The sequence below is a fragment of the Stenotrophomonas sp. ZAC14D2_NAIMI4_7 genome (genome assembly GCF_003086675.1).
Lineage (GTDB): Bacteria > Pseudomonadota > Gammaproteobacteria > Xanthomonadales > Xanthomonadaceae > Stenotrophomonas.
In genome coordinates, this window is sequence record NZ_CP025995.1 from 483,258 (window position 1) to 498,077 (window position 14,820).

11 protein-coding genes are annotated in these 14,820 nt (G+C 59.3%); 1 reads left to right on the forward strand and 10 read right to left on the reverse strand.

Features of this window, described 5'->3' with window-relative positions:
- Nucleotides 1-541: 541 nt before the first annotated feature.
- From C1922_RS02170 to C1922_RS02180, 3 genes are all read right to left on the reverse strand, one after another.
- The gene (locus tag C1922_RS02170) at nucleotides 542-943 is read right to left on the reverse strand and encodes a hypothetical protein (protein WP_108748280.1); all 402 of its coding nucleotides are present in this window, start codon (nucleotides 941-943) and stop codon (nucleotides 542-544) included.
- Between the two features lie 304 nt (nucleotides 944-1,247).
- A complete protein-coding gene (locus C1922_RS02175; protein ID WP_108748281.1) occupies nucleotides 1,248-2,045 on the reverse strand; it encodes a siderophore-interacting protein in 798 nt (265 codons plus the stop codon).
- A gap of 63 nt (nucleotides 2,046-2,108) precedes the next feature.
- Nucleotides 2,109-2,672, reverse strand: a complete 564-nt coding sequence (locus C1922_RS02180; protein ID WP_108748282.1) for a PadR family transcriptional regulator — start codon at nucleotides 2,670-2,672, stop codon at nucleotides 2,109-2,111.
- Nucleotides 2,673-3,249: 577 nt separating this feature from the next.
- Between C1922_RS02180 and aceE the strand changes: the two genes are divergently transcribed.
- Nucleotides 3,250-5,937 (forward strand): pyruvate dehydrogenase (acetyl-transferring), homodimeric type, encoded by a 2,688-nt coding sequence (gene aceE, locus C1922_RS02185; RefSeq protein ID WP_108748283.1) that lies wholly within the window; start codon nucleotides 3,250-3,252, stop codon nucleotides 5,935-5,937.
- Nucleotides 5,938-6,029: 92 nt separating this feature from the next.
- Here aceE and C1922_RS02190 read toward each other — a convergent pair whose 3' ends face one another.
- From C1922_RS02190 to C1922_RS02220, 7 genes are all read right to left on the reverse strand, one after another.
- Complete coding sequence (locus C1922_RS02190) at nucleotides 6,030-6,950, reverse strand: response regulator (RefSeq protein ID WP_108748284.1); 921 nt, start codon at nucleotides 6,948-6,950, stop codon at nucleotides 6,030-6,032.
- Nucleotides 6,947-9,307: a sensor histidine kinase gene (locus tag C1922_RS02195; RefSeq protein ID WP_108748285.1), complete on the reverse strand. Its 2,361-nt coding sequence runs from the start codon at nucleotides 9,305-9,307 to the stop codon at nucleotides 6,947-6,949. Before C1922_RS02195 ends, C1922_RS02190 begins: the two co-directional genes overlap by 4 nt.
- Entirely contained in the window at nucleotides 9,304-10,608 is a 1,305-nt protein-coding gene (locus tag C1922_RS02200; protein ID WP_108748286.1) for a DNA cytosine methyltransferase, read from the reverse strand. Before C1922_RS02200 ends, C1922_RS02195 begins: the two co-directional genes overlap by 4 nt.
- A 126-nt stretch (nucleotides 10,609-10,734) precedes the next feature.
- The gene (locus tag C1922_RS02205) at nucleotides 10,735-11,502 is read right to left on the reverse strand and encodes an HNH endonuclease (RefSeq protein WP_199912215.1); all 768 of its coding nucleotides are present in this window, start codon (nucleotides 11,500-11,502) and stop codon (nucleotides 10,735-10,737) included.
- Nucleotides 11,503-11,810: 308 nt separating this feature from the next.
- Nucleotides 11,811-12,191, reverse strand: a complete 381-nt coding sequence (locus C1922_RS02210) for a hypothetical protein (protein WP_159091837.1) — start codon at nucleotides 12,189-12,191, stop codon at nucleotides 11,811-11,813.
- 52 nt (nucleotides 12,192-12,243) lie between these two features.
- Nucleotides 12,244-12,612: a hypothetical protein gene (locus tag C1922_RS02215; protein ID WP_108748289.1), complete on the reverse strand. Its 369-nt coding sequence runs from the start codon at nucleotides 12,610-12,612 to the stop codon at nucleotides 12,244-12,246.
- Nucleotides 12,613-13,269: 657 nt separating this feature from the next.
- Entirely contained in the window at nucleotides 13,270-14,817 is a 1,548-nt protein-coding gene (locus C1922_RS02220; RefSeq protein WP_108748290.1) for a nuclease domain-containing protein, read from the reverse strand.
- Nucleotides 14,818-14,820: the final 3 nt, after the last annotated feature.

Sequence of the window (14,820 nt, forward strand, 5' to 3'; positions counted from 1 at the left end):
GCTCACTCGTCGTGAGAAGGCAGAAGGCCCGCTGAAAAGCGGGCCTTCTTTTTTGGGGAAACCGCTTTGGTAGGTGCCAACCTTGGTTGGCACGCCGGTATTTCCGCGGGCCAACCAAGGTTGGCCCCTACCGGGTCATGGCCGCCGGAACCCGCTTTGGTAGGTGCCAACCTCGGTTGGCACGCCGGTAATCCCGCGGGCCAACCAAGGTTGGTCCCTACCGGGTCATGGCCGCCGAAACCCGCTTTGGCACGCGCGCCATGTCATGGCCGCCGGAATCGCTTTGGTAGGTGCCAACCTTGGTTGGCACGCCGGTAATTCCGTGGGCCAACCAAGTTTGGCCCCTACCGGGTCATGGCCGCCGAAACCCGCCTCGGCACGCGCGCCATGTCATGGCCGCCGGAATTCGCTTTGGTAGGTGCCAACCTTGGTTGGCATGCCGGTAGTTCCGTGGGCCAACCAAGGTTGGCCCCTACCGGGTCATGGCCGCCGAAACCCGCTTTGGCACGCGCGCCATGTCATGGCCGCCGTACCGCTGCAATCACCGTTGCGCGATCAACCACGCGGCGCATGCGTCGCTGGGGCTCTGCTTGGCCTTCACCGCCATGCCGCTTACCCGCACAAAGGTCTGCGCGGCCTGGGCCACCACGTTGCGGGCGATCAGGGCGGCCTGCTTGGTGGCGGCCTGCTGCTTGCGCAACTGCACGATGTGCACCGACGGGCGGCCCACCGGTGCGTACTTCTGGTCGCGGCGCAGTACATCGGCCACCTGGGCGACTTCGAATTCGGCCTGCAGGTAGCGGTGCTCGGCGTCCAGCAGTTCGCGCAGCGGCGCGCGCAGGGCGGCGGCGTCGGCGAAGGCGGCCAGGGCGGCATCGCAGGCGGCGTCATCGGCGAAACGGGTACGCAGCTTGTCGATGCCGGCCAGGGTCAGTTTGCCCATGGTGGGCCTCACAGGTGCGGGAAAGGAGCGCGATTGTGGCAGAGATCGTGGCGATGCGTTTCTGTAGCGACGAGCCGTGCTCGACTCCGTCGAACAGCAGTCGAGCATGGCTCGACTCTACAGAACGGCGGCAGTCGAGCATGGCTCGACTCTACAGAACGGCGGCAGTCGAGCATGGCTCGACTCTACAGAACAGCAGCAGTCGAGCATGGCTCGACTCTACAGAACAGCGGCAGTCGAGCATGGCTCGACGCTACAGAACGGCGGCAGTCGAGCATGGCTCGACGCTACAGAACGGCAGGGATCAATCGCCGTCGGTTTCGTCCGGGTGGGCCTTCCAGTAGCCGGTGGAACGAATCCAGTCGCGCGGTACGCCCAGGTGGCCTTCCAGGAACTTGCGCATCATGCGGGCGCGGCGCGATTCGGTGGCGATCCAGTAGAAGGTGTCACCGTCGGGGGCTTCGAAATCGGTGAACTGGTCTTCCAGCAGGGTGCTGGTGGCCGCCGGGAAGCCGTTGCGCTCCAGCCAGTGGATGCGCACGTTTTCGTACTGCGGCAGGTCCTGGCGCTCGTCTTCGTCGCTCACTTCAATCCATGCCTGCACTTGCGCGTGCTCGGGCAGCACGTCCAGCCAGCGGGCGATGGCCGGCAGCGCGGTTTCATCGCCAATCAGCACGTAGGCATCGTAGGTGTCGGCCACCACGAACGAGCCGCGCGGGCCGCCGATGGCCAGGGTGTCGCCCGGCTGCGCGCGCTGTGCCCACGGCCCGGCAATGCCCTGGTCGTGCAGCACGAAGTCAATGGCCAGCTCGCCGGTTTCGTGGTCCCACCAGCGCGGGGTGTAATCGCGCGCCGGCGAATGTTCCTTGCCCTCTGGGTAGCGCGGGCCCTCGGCGGTCATGGTGGGCAGCACCATCTCGCCACTGCTGTTGGGGAAGAACAGCTTGATGTGGTCGTCGGCGCCGGGCGAATCGAAGCCGGCCAGGTCGGCACCGCCCAGCACCACGCGGCGCATGTGCGGGGTTACGGTTTCGGTGCGCAGCACGGTCAGCTGGCGGAAGCGCACATCCAGGCGCAGTCGCTTGTTTTCATGGTCGGTCATGTCAGTACCTGTAGCGGTAAGGTCGCGCGGGGCGCGCGGCAAAGGGGGAAGACCTGGCGGGCGTCAGTCTGGCTCGGTCGGGGTGATCGGCAGCGGTCCATCGCCCAGCGATCCGTTCAACAGCGCAGCGGCGTGCTGCAGGTGGGCGGCCACCTGTTCGGCCTCGCCTACGCTCCAGCGGCCGTGGTGGCGCACCAGCGCCTGCTTGAACTCGCGCAGGGCCGAAGCCAGCGGCGCCGGCAGCGAGGCCTTGGTGATCTCGCGGGCACGGTCGAACGCGCGGCGCTGGGCCAGCCGCACCTGCGGCCGCTGCACCTTCAGTTCGAATTCGCCAGCGGCGGTGATGCGGAACACGCGGCGACCGTCTTCCTCGTGCGATTCCACCCAGCCGGCCTGCTCGAAGCTGGCCAGCAGCGGGTACATGGTGCCGGCACTGGGCGTGTAGGCCTGCATGAACAAGCCGCTGATGTGCTGGATCAGCTCGTAGCCGTGGCGCGGCTGCTCGCCAATCAGGGCCAGCACCAGCAGGCGCAGGTCGCCGCGGCTCAGCACGCGTGGCTGGCCATTGCGGCGGGGCACTTCGGGGGACGGGGCCGGGCGGGCCCGCAGGGTAGCGGATCGGCTCATTTCGATATATCGGTAACGAGTGCGCAAACGATATATCGATAAGCCGGACTGGACAAGTCCAGATTCGGCCCAAACCCATGCTGCATTCAGGCCACGGCGGCCCCAACGAGAGAACCCACCGCAAAGCTGCGGTGGGTTCTGGGCGAAGCAGCTGCGGCGCCAGGTGGCGGGCGCCGCAGGGGAAGGGGCTGCCTGCGCGGTGCAGCTTCCCGCCCCACCCAGGGGCAATCCAGAGGCAGGCGCGACATGTTGGCGGCGGTTCATCGTCAGCCGCCAGAACGCCCCTACAGCAGCGCAGGCCTTGCCCTACAACGGTCATCGCCAGCGGTAACACTGCGTCCTGCCGATGCACCCAGCGGTGCAGAAGCGACACCGGAGCAGGGGTCCCGCCGCCCGCAGGTGCCTGAAAAACCAGACTGTCCGGCGCCGGGACAGCCCGGGACAGGCCTTGCGGACACAGGTCAAACGCCTCCATACGGCAGCGTAGCGAAGTGACGAAAGCCCTTGGTGCGCTACACTTTGCGGTCTAGAAATCTATACAACAGTCGCGCGCGTGCGTGCGGTAATGGGAGCGCTAATGAACTGGTTGAACGAAGTGCTGAACAACGACACCAATCCTGTGGAAACCCAGGAGTGGATCGAGTCGTTGAAGGCCGTCATTGATGTCGAGGGCCCCGAGCGCGCGCATCAGCTGCTGGAAGGCATGGTGGAACTGACCCGTCGTTCGGGTGCGTACCTGCCGTTCTCTCCCACTACCGAGTACGTGAACACCATCGAGCCGCAGCTGGAGGCCAAGAGCCCCGGCAATGCCGAGCTGGAATGGCGCATCCGTTCCATCATCCGCTGGAATGCGATGGCCACCGTGGTGCGCGCCAACCGCAAGCCGGGCGACCTGGGCGGCCACATTGCCTCGTTCGCGTCCGGTGCCACCCTGTACGACGTGGGCTTCAACCACTTCTGGCGCGCCCCCAGCGACAGCCACCCGGGCGACCTGCTGTTCATCCAGGGCCACAGCGCCCCGGGCATCTACGCGCGTTCCTTCCTGGAAGGCCGCATCAGCGAAGAGCAGCTGGACAAGTTCCGCATGGAAGTGGACGGCGGCGGTCTGTCGTCGTACCCGCACCCGTGGCTGATGCCCGATTACTGGCAGACCCCCACCGTGTCGATGGGCCTGGGCCCGCTGGCCGCCATCTACCAGGCGCAGTTCATGCGCTACCTGGAAAACCGTGGCCTGATCGAAAAGAGCGACCGCAAGGTGTGGTGCTTCATCGGCGACGGCGAGAGCGACGAGCCGGAAACCCTGGGCGCCATTGCGCTGGCCGGCCGTGAAGGCCTGGACAATCTGATCTTCGTGGTGAACTGCAACCTGCAGCGCCTGGACGGCCCGGTGCGCGGCAACGGCAAGATCATCCAGGAACTGGAAGGCGTGTTCCGTGGCGGCGGCTGGAACGTGATCAAGCTGCTGTGGGGCGGTTACTGGGATGCCCTGCTGGCCAAGGACACCGACGGCGTTCTGAAGAAGCTGATGATGGAAACCGTCGACGGCGAATACCAGAACTGCAAGGCCTTCGGTGGCGCGTATACCCGCGAACACTTCTTCGGCAAGTACCCGGAAACCGCCGCCATGGTGGCCGGTCTTTCCGACGACGACATCTGGCGCCTGAACCGTGGTGGCCACGACCCGCACAAGGTGTACGCCGCCTACCACCAGGCCGTGAACACCAAGGGCATGCCCACCGTCATCCTGGCCAAGACCGTGAAGGGTTACGGCATGGGCAGCGCCGGTGAAGCGCTGAACCCGACCCACCAGACCAAGAAGCTGGACGACGAAGCGGTGCGCCACTTCCGCGACCGCTTCAACATTCCGGTGACCGACGCGCAGCTGGCCGACGGCCAGGTGCCGTTCTACCACCCGGGCCCGGATTCGCCGGAAGTGCAGTACCTGCAGGAACGCCGTGCCGCGCTGGGTGGTTACCTGCCGCAGCGCCGCCGCAAGGCCGAAAAGAGCTTCAACGCACCGAAGCTGGAAACCTACGAGCGCCTGCTGAAGAGCAGCGGCGAGCGCAGCTATTCCACCACCATGGCCTTCGTGCAGAGCCTGAACATCACCCTGCGTGACAAGGAACTGGGCCCGCACATCGTGCCGATCGTGGCCGACGAAGCCCGTACCTTCGGTATGGAAGGCCTGTTCCGCCAGATCGGCATCTACGCGCCGTTCGGCCAGAAGTACAAGCCGGTCGACGCCGACCAGCTGATGTTCTACCGCGAAGACCAGAGCGGCCAGGTGCTGCAGCAGGGTATCAGCGAGCCGGGCGCGATCAGCTCGTGGATGGCCGCCGGCACCAGCTACTCGGTCAGCAACGTGCCGATGCTGCCGTTCTACATCTACTACAGCATGTTCGGCTTCCAGCGCGTGGGCGACATTGCCTGGCAGGCCGCCGACATGCGTACCCGCGGCTTCCTGCTGGGCGGCACCGCCGGCCGCACCACGCTGAACGGTGAAGGCCTGCAGCACGAAGATGGCTTCAGCCATCTGGTGGCCGGTGGCATTCCGAACGTGCGCAGCTATGACCCGACCTTCGGCTTCGAAGTGACGGTGATCCTGCAGCACGGCACCAAGCGCATGATGGAAGACCAGGTAGACGAGTACTACTACCTGACCCTGATGAACGAAAACTACACCCATCCGGAAATGCCGGAAGGTGCAGCCGAAGGCATCGTGAAGGGCATGTACCTGCTGACCGACGCCGGCAAGCCGAAGAAGGGCGACCTGCGCGTGCAGCTGCTGGGTTCGGGCACGATTCTGCGTGAAGTGATTGCCGCCGCCGAGCTGCTGGACAAGGACTTCGGCGTGACCGCCGATATCTGGAGCTGCCCGAGCTTCAACGAACTGCGTCGCGATGGTTTCGACGTGGAACGTGCCAACCGCCTGCACCCGGAAGGTGAGCAGCGCAAGGCCTACGTGACCGAGCTGCTGGACGGCCGCCAGGGCCCGGCGATTGCCGCCACCGACTACGTGCGTGCGTATGCGGACCAGATTCGTGCGTTCGTGCCGATGTCTTATACGGTGCTGGGTACGGATGGCTTCGGCCGTTCCGATACCCGTGCGAACCTGCGTCGGTTCTTTGAAGTTGACCGGTACTACATCGCGCATGCCGCGATTGCGGCGCTGGCCAAGGATGGGAAGATGACGGCCAAGGATGTGGCGCGGGCGATCAAGCAGTACAAGATTGATCCGGAGAAGGCTAACCCTGTTGGGGTTTGATTAGTCGGTTTATTGATGCGAGAGAGGGCGACCTAGGGTCGCCCTCTCTTTTGGAGATCTAATCGATTGAAGAATCTTGTTTACTACAGTCATTACGCTGTCGCCGCTTCGTCGGCGCCTGCAGCAAGGATGTTCTCAAGATTCAGGAAATGATTCTTGTATTCGATAATCTTCAATCTCAGCGCAGTTCCGATGTCTTCATCGAAAATGTACTCGCGCTCGCGATGGGTGAACTTAATGACCCCTCTCTCAAGGATGGTTGGTAGGCCGTGAGCCAGGAAGTTTCTTGGCCTTAGAATGTCTGTTGGAAAGTCTCCGAGGGTGATGGTTTGCAGCGCTCCAACATGCCGCTTAACTCTATTGAAATTCTGCCAAAGTTTATTGCTGTCGCACAGCTCTAGCATACAGCGCGCGGTTGGCGCCGCCCTAAAGTTTTCAAGTGCCGCTAGTTGGCCGCCGTGAAACTCCTTCCCGGCATTATAAAAGCCTTCAAATATTATTGACTGGGCTTCTGGTGCAAGAAGTTCCATTGACGATACAACCACTCTAGCGATGGAAAGGTCAAGGTCACCCACTTCGGCCATGACAATTCCACGCATGTTCTCAAGGTCGAGAACTTTCCTGAGTGATTGCTTTCCTACGCTAATTACTCGAGCAATGATGCTTCCGCGGTTCGCAACAAATATTCCCTCTAGCTTATTGCTTCTGACCTCATCCCACAGTTCTTCGGTGCTGTTAGATGAGTAAAAAATAATCTCCGTGAAAACCTGTTGATCTCGAACATTCGCAATGAAGTCTTGGCCCTCTCCAATCCCATCGAGATGGTAGTCCACAACTAATAAGTCATAGTCTGAGTAGGGGGCCTCAGCGTGGAACTCTTGACCAGTGGTCACGAACTTGACGTCTGGAACGAATCCCCACGAGGATATGGTGCCTTTCAAGTAGTCGAGGTCGAGCGAGTTGAAAAAATCAGCGTTATCGTCGAACCACAGTACTCTGTAAGTCAGCTTCATTTCATTAGCTCCAATCTAAACTCCATGCCGCGAGGGCTATTGCGGAATGCGCTGATGGTTCCGTACATAGATTCGACAATTCGTCTGGCGTGATACAGTCCGAGACCCGATCCCGCTGTAGTCGTTACGCCAATCTCAAATATAGACTCCGTGTCTTCAACTTCTTTGGACAGGCCATTGCCGTCGTCCCTGAATGATATGGATATCCGATTCTCACCTGTCTGGGAAATCTCAACGTCCAGCTTCTTCGCTAGGGCTTTGACAGAATTGGATATAATATTATCAATCAAGATCGAGAGCTCGATCCTGCTCGCCTTAATCTCAAAGGGTTCTTTTGCATTGCTGGTCACACTTAACTTTAGTGACGCTGCGGTAAAGTCCTTTGCGATATTTAGAAGGTACTGCTCGAAGAATGCAGCAACGTCGGTTAATTCCTTTTTTAGTCCGGATCGGAAGTTTGCCTTGCTTGCAAACTGAGCGACGGAAGATATGCGGCTGTTTGCAAGGGTGGCCTTCTCAAGTGCCTCAAGTGCTCTGTTACTGCCATCCACTCCCCTGAGTGAGTTAATCGCTTTTCCGATGTAGTTTCCGAGTATTACTGAGTCTTGGCTTATTTGATGATGGAATGACAGTAAATCCTTAACTTCCGTCGGAGCAACAGATTGCATGAACAGGGTTTGCGCGCGGTAGGTCTCCTTCTCCCTGCTTAGCTGCTCTACCTCCTGCTTCTTGACTGCAATCTCGACCTTCAGAGCAGCTGACTCCCTTCTGGCCGAGCGTGCAGCCTCCTCCTTCTCCTGCAGAATAGTTCTGATTCTCGAGAGGTCGGAAATCAAACTGCCTTCCGCCTTGCCTGGGTCTGACTTCTCGATGTCAGCCAGCAGAACCTTGACGTCTTCGCTCCGGGCATCGGTTACCGAATCGACTAGGCTGGGGTTGAACCAGAACTTAATTGTTCTAGCAGGGTTCGCACCCATCAAGCTCATGATGGAGAGGGCTATGCGCTGTTGCTTCTTCTCTCGCGATTCGACATAAGACTCTGCAGTGTTCTCCCAATCCAGGCCCTCCGCGCCACGCAACTCTTCGCGAACGCCCCTGGGCACACTGTCCCAATCGAGCCCGTCTACAACAAATCTCTCGAGTTTCCTCAAGGTGTCCAGAAAGAAGCCGTCTTTCAGAGACCGAAACGCCTCCGTATTCTTCAGGCCTTCTCTGCTCGAAACAGGTTCAAAGGAATTTCCACTGTCCGATATCTCTATGCGGCCGACAATGTCGCGACTGGACAAATAGCGAGTTGTGCCCTGAGTCTTTCGAACATCCAGCCCAAGCCAGTCATCGCCTCGGTCGCCATATGGTGCAATTCGAAATCCGTTAAGAAAAAGGAAAATGGATCCGAATTCAATTGATCTAATTCCGGTTTGGCGGGTGAAATACGCTTTCTTATATGGGTTCAGATAGTAGACAACAACTTTCGCATCCTCTAGATCAGGATAGGAAGAGTTGGACTCGGTTAGCCTAAATACAAGCTCGCCTTCGTGGTGTAGTTCAGTAACAATCTGCGAATCTTTGACAGATATTCTTGAGTCGATATAGGTTGTGTTGAACTTTAACTTCTCAAAAACTTGATTTTGAACATCGCCATTGACAGAGTTGTGGTAGGATTGGCCTGAATCTCGTTTTATTAGATCCTTTGCGATGAGGCTGACTTTGAATCTATTATTCTGGAACAGCTGATTCGGATTTAGGAATTTTTCGAGCGAGCGCTTGAGGTCGAGCAGGCGTTCTCTATCCCAGCTGCTGCGAAGTTTCGATATTACTAGTACCGTTCCGTTTCGAGGAAATGACGGCGCGTTGGACAGGCTTTCAGCCTCGGCGTCGGACACGACCTCTGGGAATAAGGGTATGTCCTGAATAACAAGGTCCTTATTGCCCTCAACTTCAAAATCTTCCCAATCAATTGGAAGATGTATCAGATCTCCGTTCTTCGCCCGAGTCAAAAGATCAAGTTTTGCCCCGAGACGGTCGCAAGAGAATCGCCCGACGCCCTTATTGCCAGCGTAGTAGTTTCCTTTTCCTGGGCTAGCGTTCTTTTTCTCTGAGTAGGCGATATTCAGCCATTTGTCATTTATGTCCTCGAGGGACATTCCTATCCCGCTGTCAGTAATGATGATCTTTGAGTTCTCGTCGCTCGTTCCTGAAGAGTTGAGTCCGGAGAATTCTACGGTCACAGCCGGGGATGACGCGTCGTACGAGTTCTTAACCAACTCGACTATGGCGATGTTGTCATCATTGATCAGGTCCTTTCCGACAAGATTCTTTAGTAGAGTATTGGTTCTGAAGCTAAGGGTTTTCTTCATGGCAGTTTGGCGATCTTCTTGAGTGTTCGTCCGAGAGCTTCTGCAAAAAGTGGAGGTACGGCGTTTCCAATTTGCGTATATCTCGGACACTCGTTCTTTCTATTTTTGCCGCCAGTAGTGTATTTTCCAGTAAATTTGAAGTAATCAGGGAATGATTGGAGTCGGGCATTCTCCCGTGCCGTTAGAATTCTTGCCTCAGAATAATGGATTATGTCATCCGGCAGTGTTGTGATCGTCGCTGACGGCCTATTGGGATGCAGTGGTGTTATGGCGTGTTTCTTTATTCCGAGGCGCGATCGGTCGTCCAAGCTGATAGTTCGACCCGGCGCGCAAGTTTTCATTATTAGCTGGAAATTAAATCTTGTGTTATCTGAATGTCTGGGCAGTCTCAGGCTGTCTGGGGTATAGGAAATTCCCTTTCGCATAAGCCTGATATACGCGCTTGCAAATGCCCCAGTGGAGGCAATTCGCTTGAAGGTAGAATTGCCAGTTGCGGACTCATAGGGAATGAGTGAACTGCCGGAAATCTCCAGATCCCCAATGGCTTCGCGCACCGTGACTTGGCGATCCGTCGGAAGGCATTTGCTGGAAAGGAACTTCTTCCGCTCCTTTTCTAGAAGGTCGAACGGAGTACTGCAACCAAGTTTGGAAAGCGCGGGGTCACCCTTGAGTATCGCTATCAATATGAAACGCTTCCGGGTCTGTGGAACGCCATACCGACTGAGATCTATAAGTGAAGTGAAAACTTTATACCCGCAATCGTCGAGCTTTTGAGCCACTCGCTCTGAATACGCGGACTCTTTCTCATCTCCCCCGTTCTTCTTGAAGGGAAGAGTGAAGCCGCGAACATTCTCAATTAAGAGAATCCTTGGCTTCGTAATATTGACTAGTCGTATATACTCTTCGGTCAGTCTATTCCTTGGATCGGACTGATTCCTTCGCCCAGCAAGCGAAAAGCCCTGGCATGGGGGGCCGCCCGCCAGAAGAGTTAGTTTTCCCTTGAGGCTGGAAATGTCTCCCCCGTAGCTGTCAAGGAAGGTCGATATATCTATCGCCTCCTTAGGGAGCCATTCGGGCCAATCGAATCTTCGGCTCTTTCGGCTTACAGAGATCAAGTTCTCGGAGAGGGTTGAGAATGCATCATGACTTCTCTCCACTGCGAATTTGCCATGCCACCCCGAGTTTAGTAACCCAAGTGAAAGGCCTCCACAGCCCGCGAACACATCAACGAATGTAAGTCTGCTATTGCTATCCACTATTGCTCCCCTGAGCGTCCCTGCCTGCCTATCTGTAAGAAGCATGCATAAGTTCGTAGTACTAGTCCATACCATTTGCGACTTGTGCAAGGGTTTGGGATGTCTGAGCTGCCACACCATGTGCAGTAGGTGTACAAGGCGCTTCGGATCGTTGCTTCTGGGGGACTCTGGTTACCAATTACAATGGAATCTGTGCCAGTCGAGCGATGCCGCGCTGGTCATTTGGTCTGGCAAGCAAGGGGCCGCAAGGCCGGCTCCTTGGAGGCTCTTGTAGGCAGACCCCATCAGCGATGGAGCAACGGTGATCTGGCGCTGCGCCGAATCAACGCCTATGAGATAGAGGTCAAAAAGGGTGTGGATGTCAGCTCGAAGCAAAAGTCCATTCGAGACATCATTGCTCGCCGAGTTTCGGTAGGGGATGATGTGGGCGGCTTCCAGCGCGTCAACCGCATCGCAACCCGTCATTGCGCATCTCCCGCCGAAAGCTCCTATCAGTGCGCGGCGGAACTCCGGCTGGCCGCGGCGGCGCACGATGGCCGCAAGTACACGCTCCCGTTCATCAACCTCATCCCCAGGGGTGAATGCGCCAGTGTTCTGTGCAGTCCTGGCCTCCTGTTCAAGCAGCTCCCTCGTGGGCCCGTAGACAGCTGTAGGAGCATCGTTAGTGCGCGCTAGCAGCCGAGCCAACTGCGTCTCAACCTTTGCGCCGACGTTCGCGGCCGGGCGAAGCCCTGGAAGCCAGGATTCACCAGCCTGCTCGAGCACATGAGAAATATTCTGCATGCGGTACTCCCACGCCTTGATCGAGCGGCCGTGGCGGGCTGAAAGTTCTCGGTAGACCTTGGCCTTTTCCAGATCCGACCCGCCTGACAGACGTGCCCCCATCTGACGATAGGCATCAACGGCTGCTACCAATTCGTCCTCAGTCCATCTGCTCACAGCTTTCCCCTGTCCATGAGCGCACGTGGCGTATCAGAGGAAAGTATGCCTTAAACGACACTCTGGGCCGCTAATGACCTAACCCTCGAGGGAGTTTCAGGGCGTCCAGTTGGCTACGCCCTGGGCCTGCCGCAGATGAGCCTAGTGCGGCATCGATCACGGATCACACGGTAGTCTCCGCAGAGCGCCCTCAGATGCTTCTGGACCGCAAGGGGGGGCGGGCAATCCCGTGCGATGAAGCATCGGCGGAAGGGGCGGGGAGGGGCGGCAACGGTGTGCTCCTGGCACACCCCTCAGCCGAAACGCATCTAACGCCCCCGCTCCCAATCCGGCCGCGTTCGCACCCGCCATTGCTCCCGCAACTCCCGCAGATCCGGAGCCCGCTCTCCCGCATCCCCAGCAACCATCACCACCAGTTGCATCGAGGAGTTATCCACCAGCATCACTGGCTGCCCGGCGGCGTGCAGTACGAAGTACCGCTCACTCCCATCCCCCGGGCTCTCCTCCAACCGGACGCCACCACGCGCCTCCGCAAACGCCTCAGCCTCTTGCCGCATGACCCCGAAGGAGTAATCCGACAGGCTGCGGTAGGCCTTCACCTCCAGCGTCGCTTGGGGAAGGTAGTAGTCCGAGATCACCAGACCCATCACCATGAGCGTGCTGGTTACAACAACGGGCGGCACCCTCATGGGCCGCGCTGCAGCATCTCAACCGCAGCGCACCAGACCCACATCGCAGGCACTACCCACGCACCTGCAGGCACGCGGTGGCCTGCGCGGTCAGCGCCACGCACGCCAGCATCAGCCCTTCCATCGTGCGGTCGCCCAGGTACTGCGCGGGTTCTCCGTTCTGTCGCGCGCGCTCTCCGGCCAACAGCATCTCCTGCACCACGCGCAGGCCTGCCAGGGCGCAGTCGGCGTCGGCCAGGGCCATGCGCCGGCCTGGTGCGGCCGAGCGCTCCGGCCAGGGCTGGCCATCGGCAGCGGCGCCGCTCTGGACGCGCCGCAGTGTGGCGAGGAAGGCGGTAGGATCTGCCCCGCTGTCCAATTCGGGCTCGGCATTGGCCGGGTCGGTGGCAGCGTGCAGGGGGCGGAATTCCGATGCGTTCATGGCAGTGCTCCGTACAGGACAGACGGCAGCGCCACCCCGAAGGGCGGCGGACGATGCGTGGCTCGAAAACCGGTAAGTACCAGACCGGCGGGCTCGAAAGCCCCCACGCACCGCCCGCCATGGAACGCGAACGGATTGCCAGCCGGCGCCACTCGAAGGTGACGCCGGCTGACAAGCGTAAACATCTGGTACTTACACGGGTTTTCGACGCCCGTACCACCCTTTTCCGGTGGCACGCAAAGGTGTACCCGCACAGATGTCCAATGCCAAGAAACCACAGCCAAAAAGGCCGTCAGTTCTGACGCTTCCAGCATTGTGACACGGCAGAAAATGCGCGAAACCCGTTGCAGCACAGTGGTTGCGGCGAAAGTTAAGCTGCAGCCGCTACGTCGAACGCGGAGCGCACTTCTCGCAGCAACAGATGCTTAATTGCGACACACCCTCATCCAGCGCCCACGATAAAAACAGGCCAATTGCGTCACTTACTTAACACTGACTCCCAACCCACGGCGTGGCCAGAGCGCATCGTCGCGCTCCAGATCGTAGTCACTGCCAAACGCCAGCGCTGCCTCGCTCGGGAGCAGATTGGCGTAGCAACAGGAAACCCACGCGCGGCCGGTCGGTCCGAGCTGGCGTGAGGGGGCCGCGCCAGAAAACCTAAGCCGGCCCTACCCACATTCGCAGCATCTCCTGGAGCTCATCAGGGCCCTGGTCAGGCGACAGAATATGCACGCCAGTTCGGTGGCTGGCGTGGAATGCCACATCCTCCAACCACGGGGCTCCACCGGCACGTGGCACCAGCAGTAGTGAGCAGTCGGGGCGCTGCCCATTCCAACGCAGCGCATCCTGGTAGACGTGCGCGGACCGCATAGCGTCCAGCACGTTATTCCGCGAAGTTCGGTACTTGGCATCCAGCACCAGCATCTTTTTGTCTGCTCCAATCTCGGTGGTTACCAGAATGTCAGGCTTCAACTGCAGCGAAACGCTGCTCATGCCCGATGTGCTCTGCTCCGCTGTGGAGAAGGTTCGCTGCAACAGAACTTCTACGCGAGTCCCCTCGCATGTGCCCACGTGCCGGACGATATCTACCGTCGCGCTGCGCTTGCACGTCCATGTCAGCCCGGGGAAGAGGGCGCGAACTGCTTGAACGACCTGCACGAAGCACCAGCGTTCATAGATCTCCCAGGTAGGACTCAGCCATAGCGATTCGTCTCGATCCGGTCCATCCACGCCCGGGCGAAGCGCTGCCCATCCCAGGCGGTACGCTCTTGCATAGGTGGGGTTGGCGGAGATTGCAGTCAGTCCCGATGCATCGACCTCTGCGCGCGCGACTGCAGCATACGGATCGCGCATTGCCAGGCTGCGCAGTCGCGCGGAGAAAGCATTCAGAAACATCAACTTTCTACCCATGCGAGTAGCCAGCGGCGTGCGAGCGCCTTCGGCGTCCTCGTGCTGTGCTATCCGCCGAAGGGCCTCTTCCACGTTGCTGCAGCGCAGACGCAACGCGGCCAACGAGCGGGCAAGCGCACGGTTCGCGGGGTTGTCCAGATGCTCGTAGGAGTGCATCACCTCCATGGGAGGTGCGCACGCATCCAACCCTGGCTGCCGGCGGAGAACGGCGCCAGCATCTGGATGACGCATCATCCTTCGCGCTGATGTGGCATCGATGCGCTTTACCTGGTGAAAAGGGATCCGCCGGCGCTCGTGCCGTAGCCGGGTAAGAGGGCGCTCGGCTACTGCTGTGAAGGCGGCAAGTGCGGCATCAGCATGGCGCCTCAGGCGCGCGTACTGCAGCAACACCGTTGTCAGATCGCCAGTCACGCCGATCGCAGACTGGGCGGCCTCGGTGCCAAGAACCAGTGCAGGATCGAACGCGTAAAGGTCGTCCAACATGCCTTGGAACACGTCGGACCCCAGCTTTCCTTCGTCAGGTGCCACATCCAGGTGGTACGTGGCCAGCCGGTGGCCGGCCCTATCCACAAGCTCGACAGACACCTGGCCTGCATAAAAGCCGGGGCACCACTGCAGCATCGGTCCGCTGCTGGTACTCACCGTATCCAGCAACGCCTCGTCAATATAGAGCAAGGCGTTTGCCGGAACTGCCGGGAATTGGTAGACCCCCCGCTCACGAAAGCCGCCGCAGACGGCGCCAGGAACCAGGTGGAATTCGACGCCCGACTGGTCAAGGCAGATCAGTGCTGTCATCGC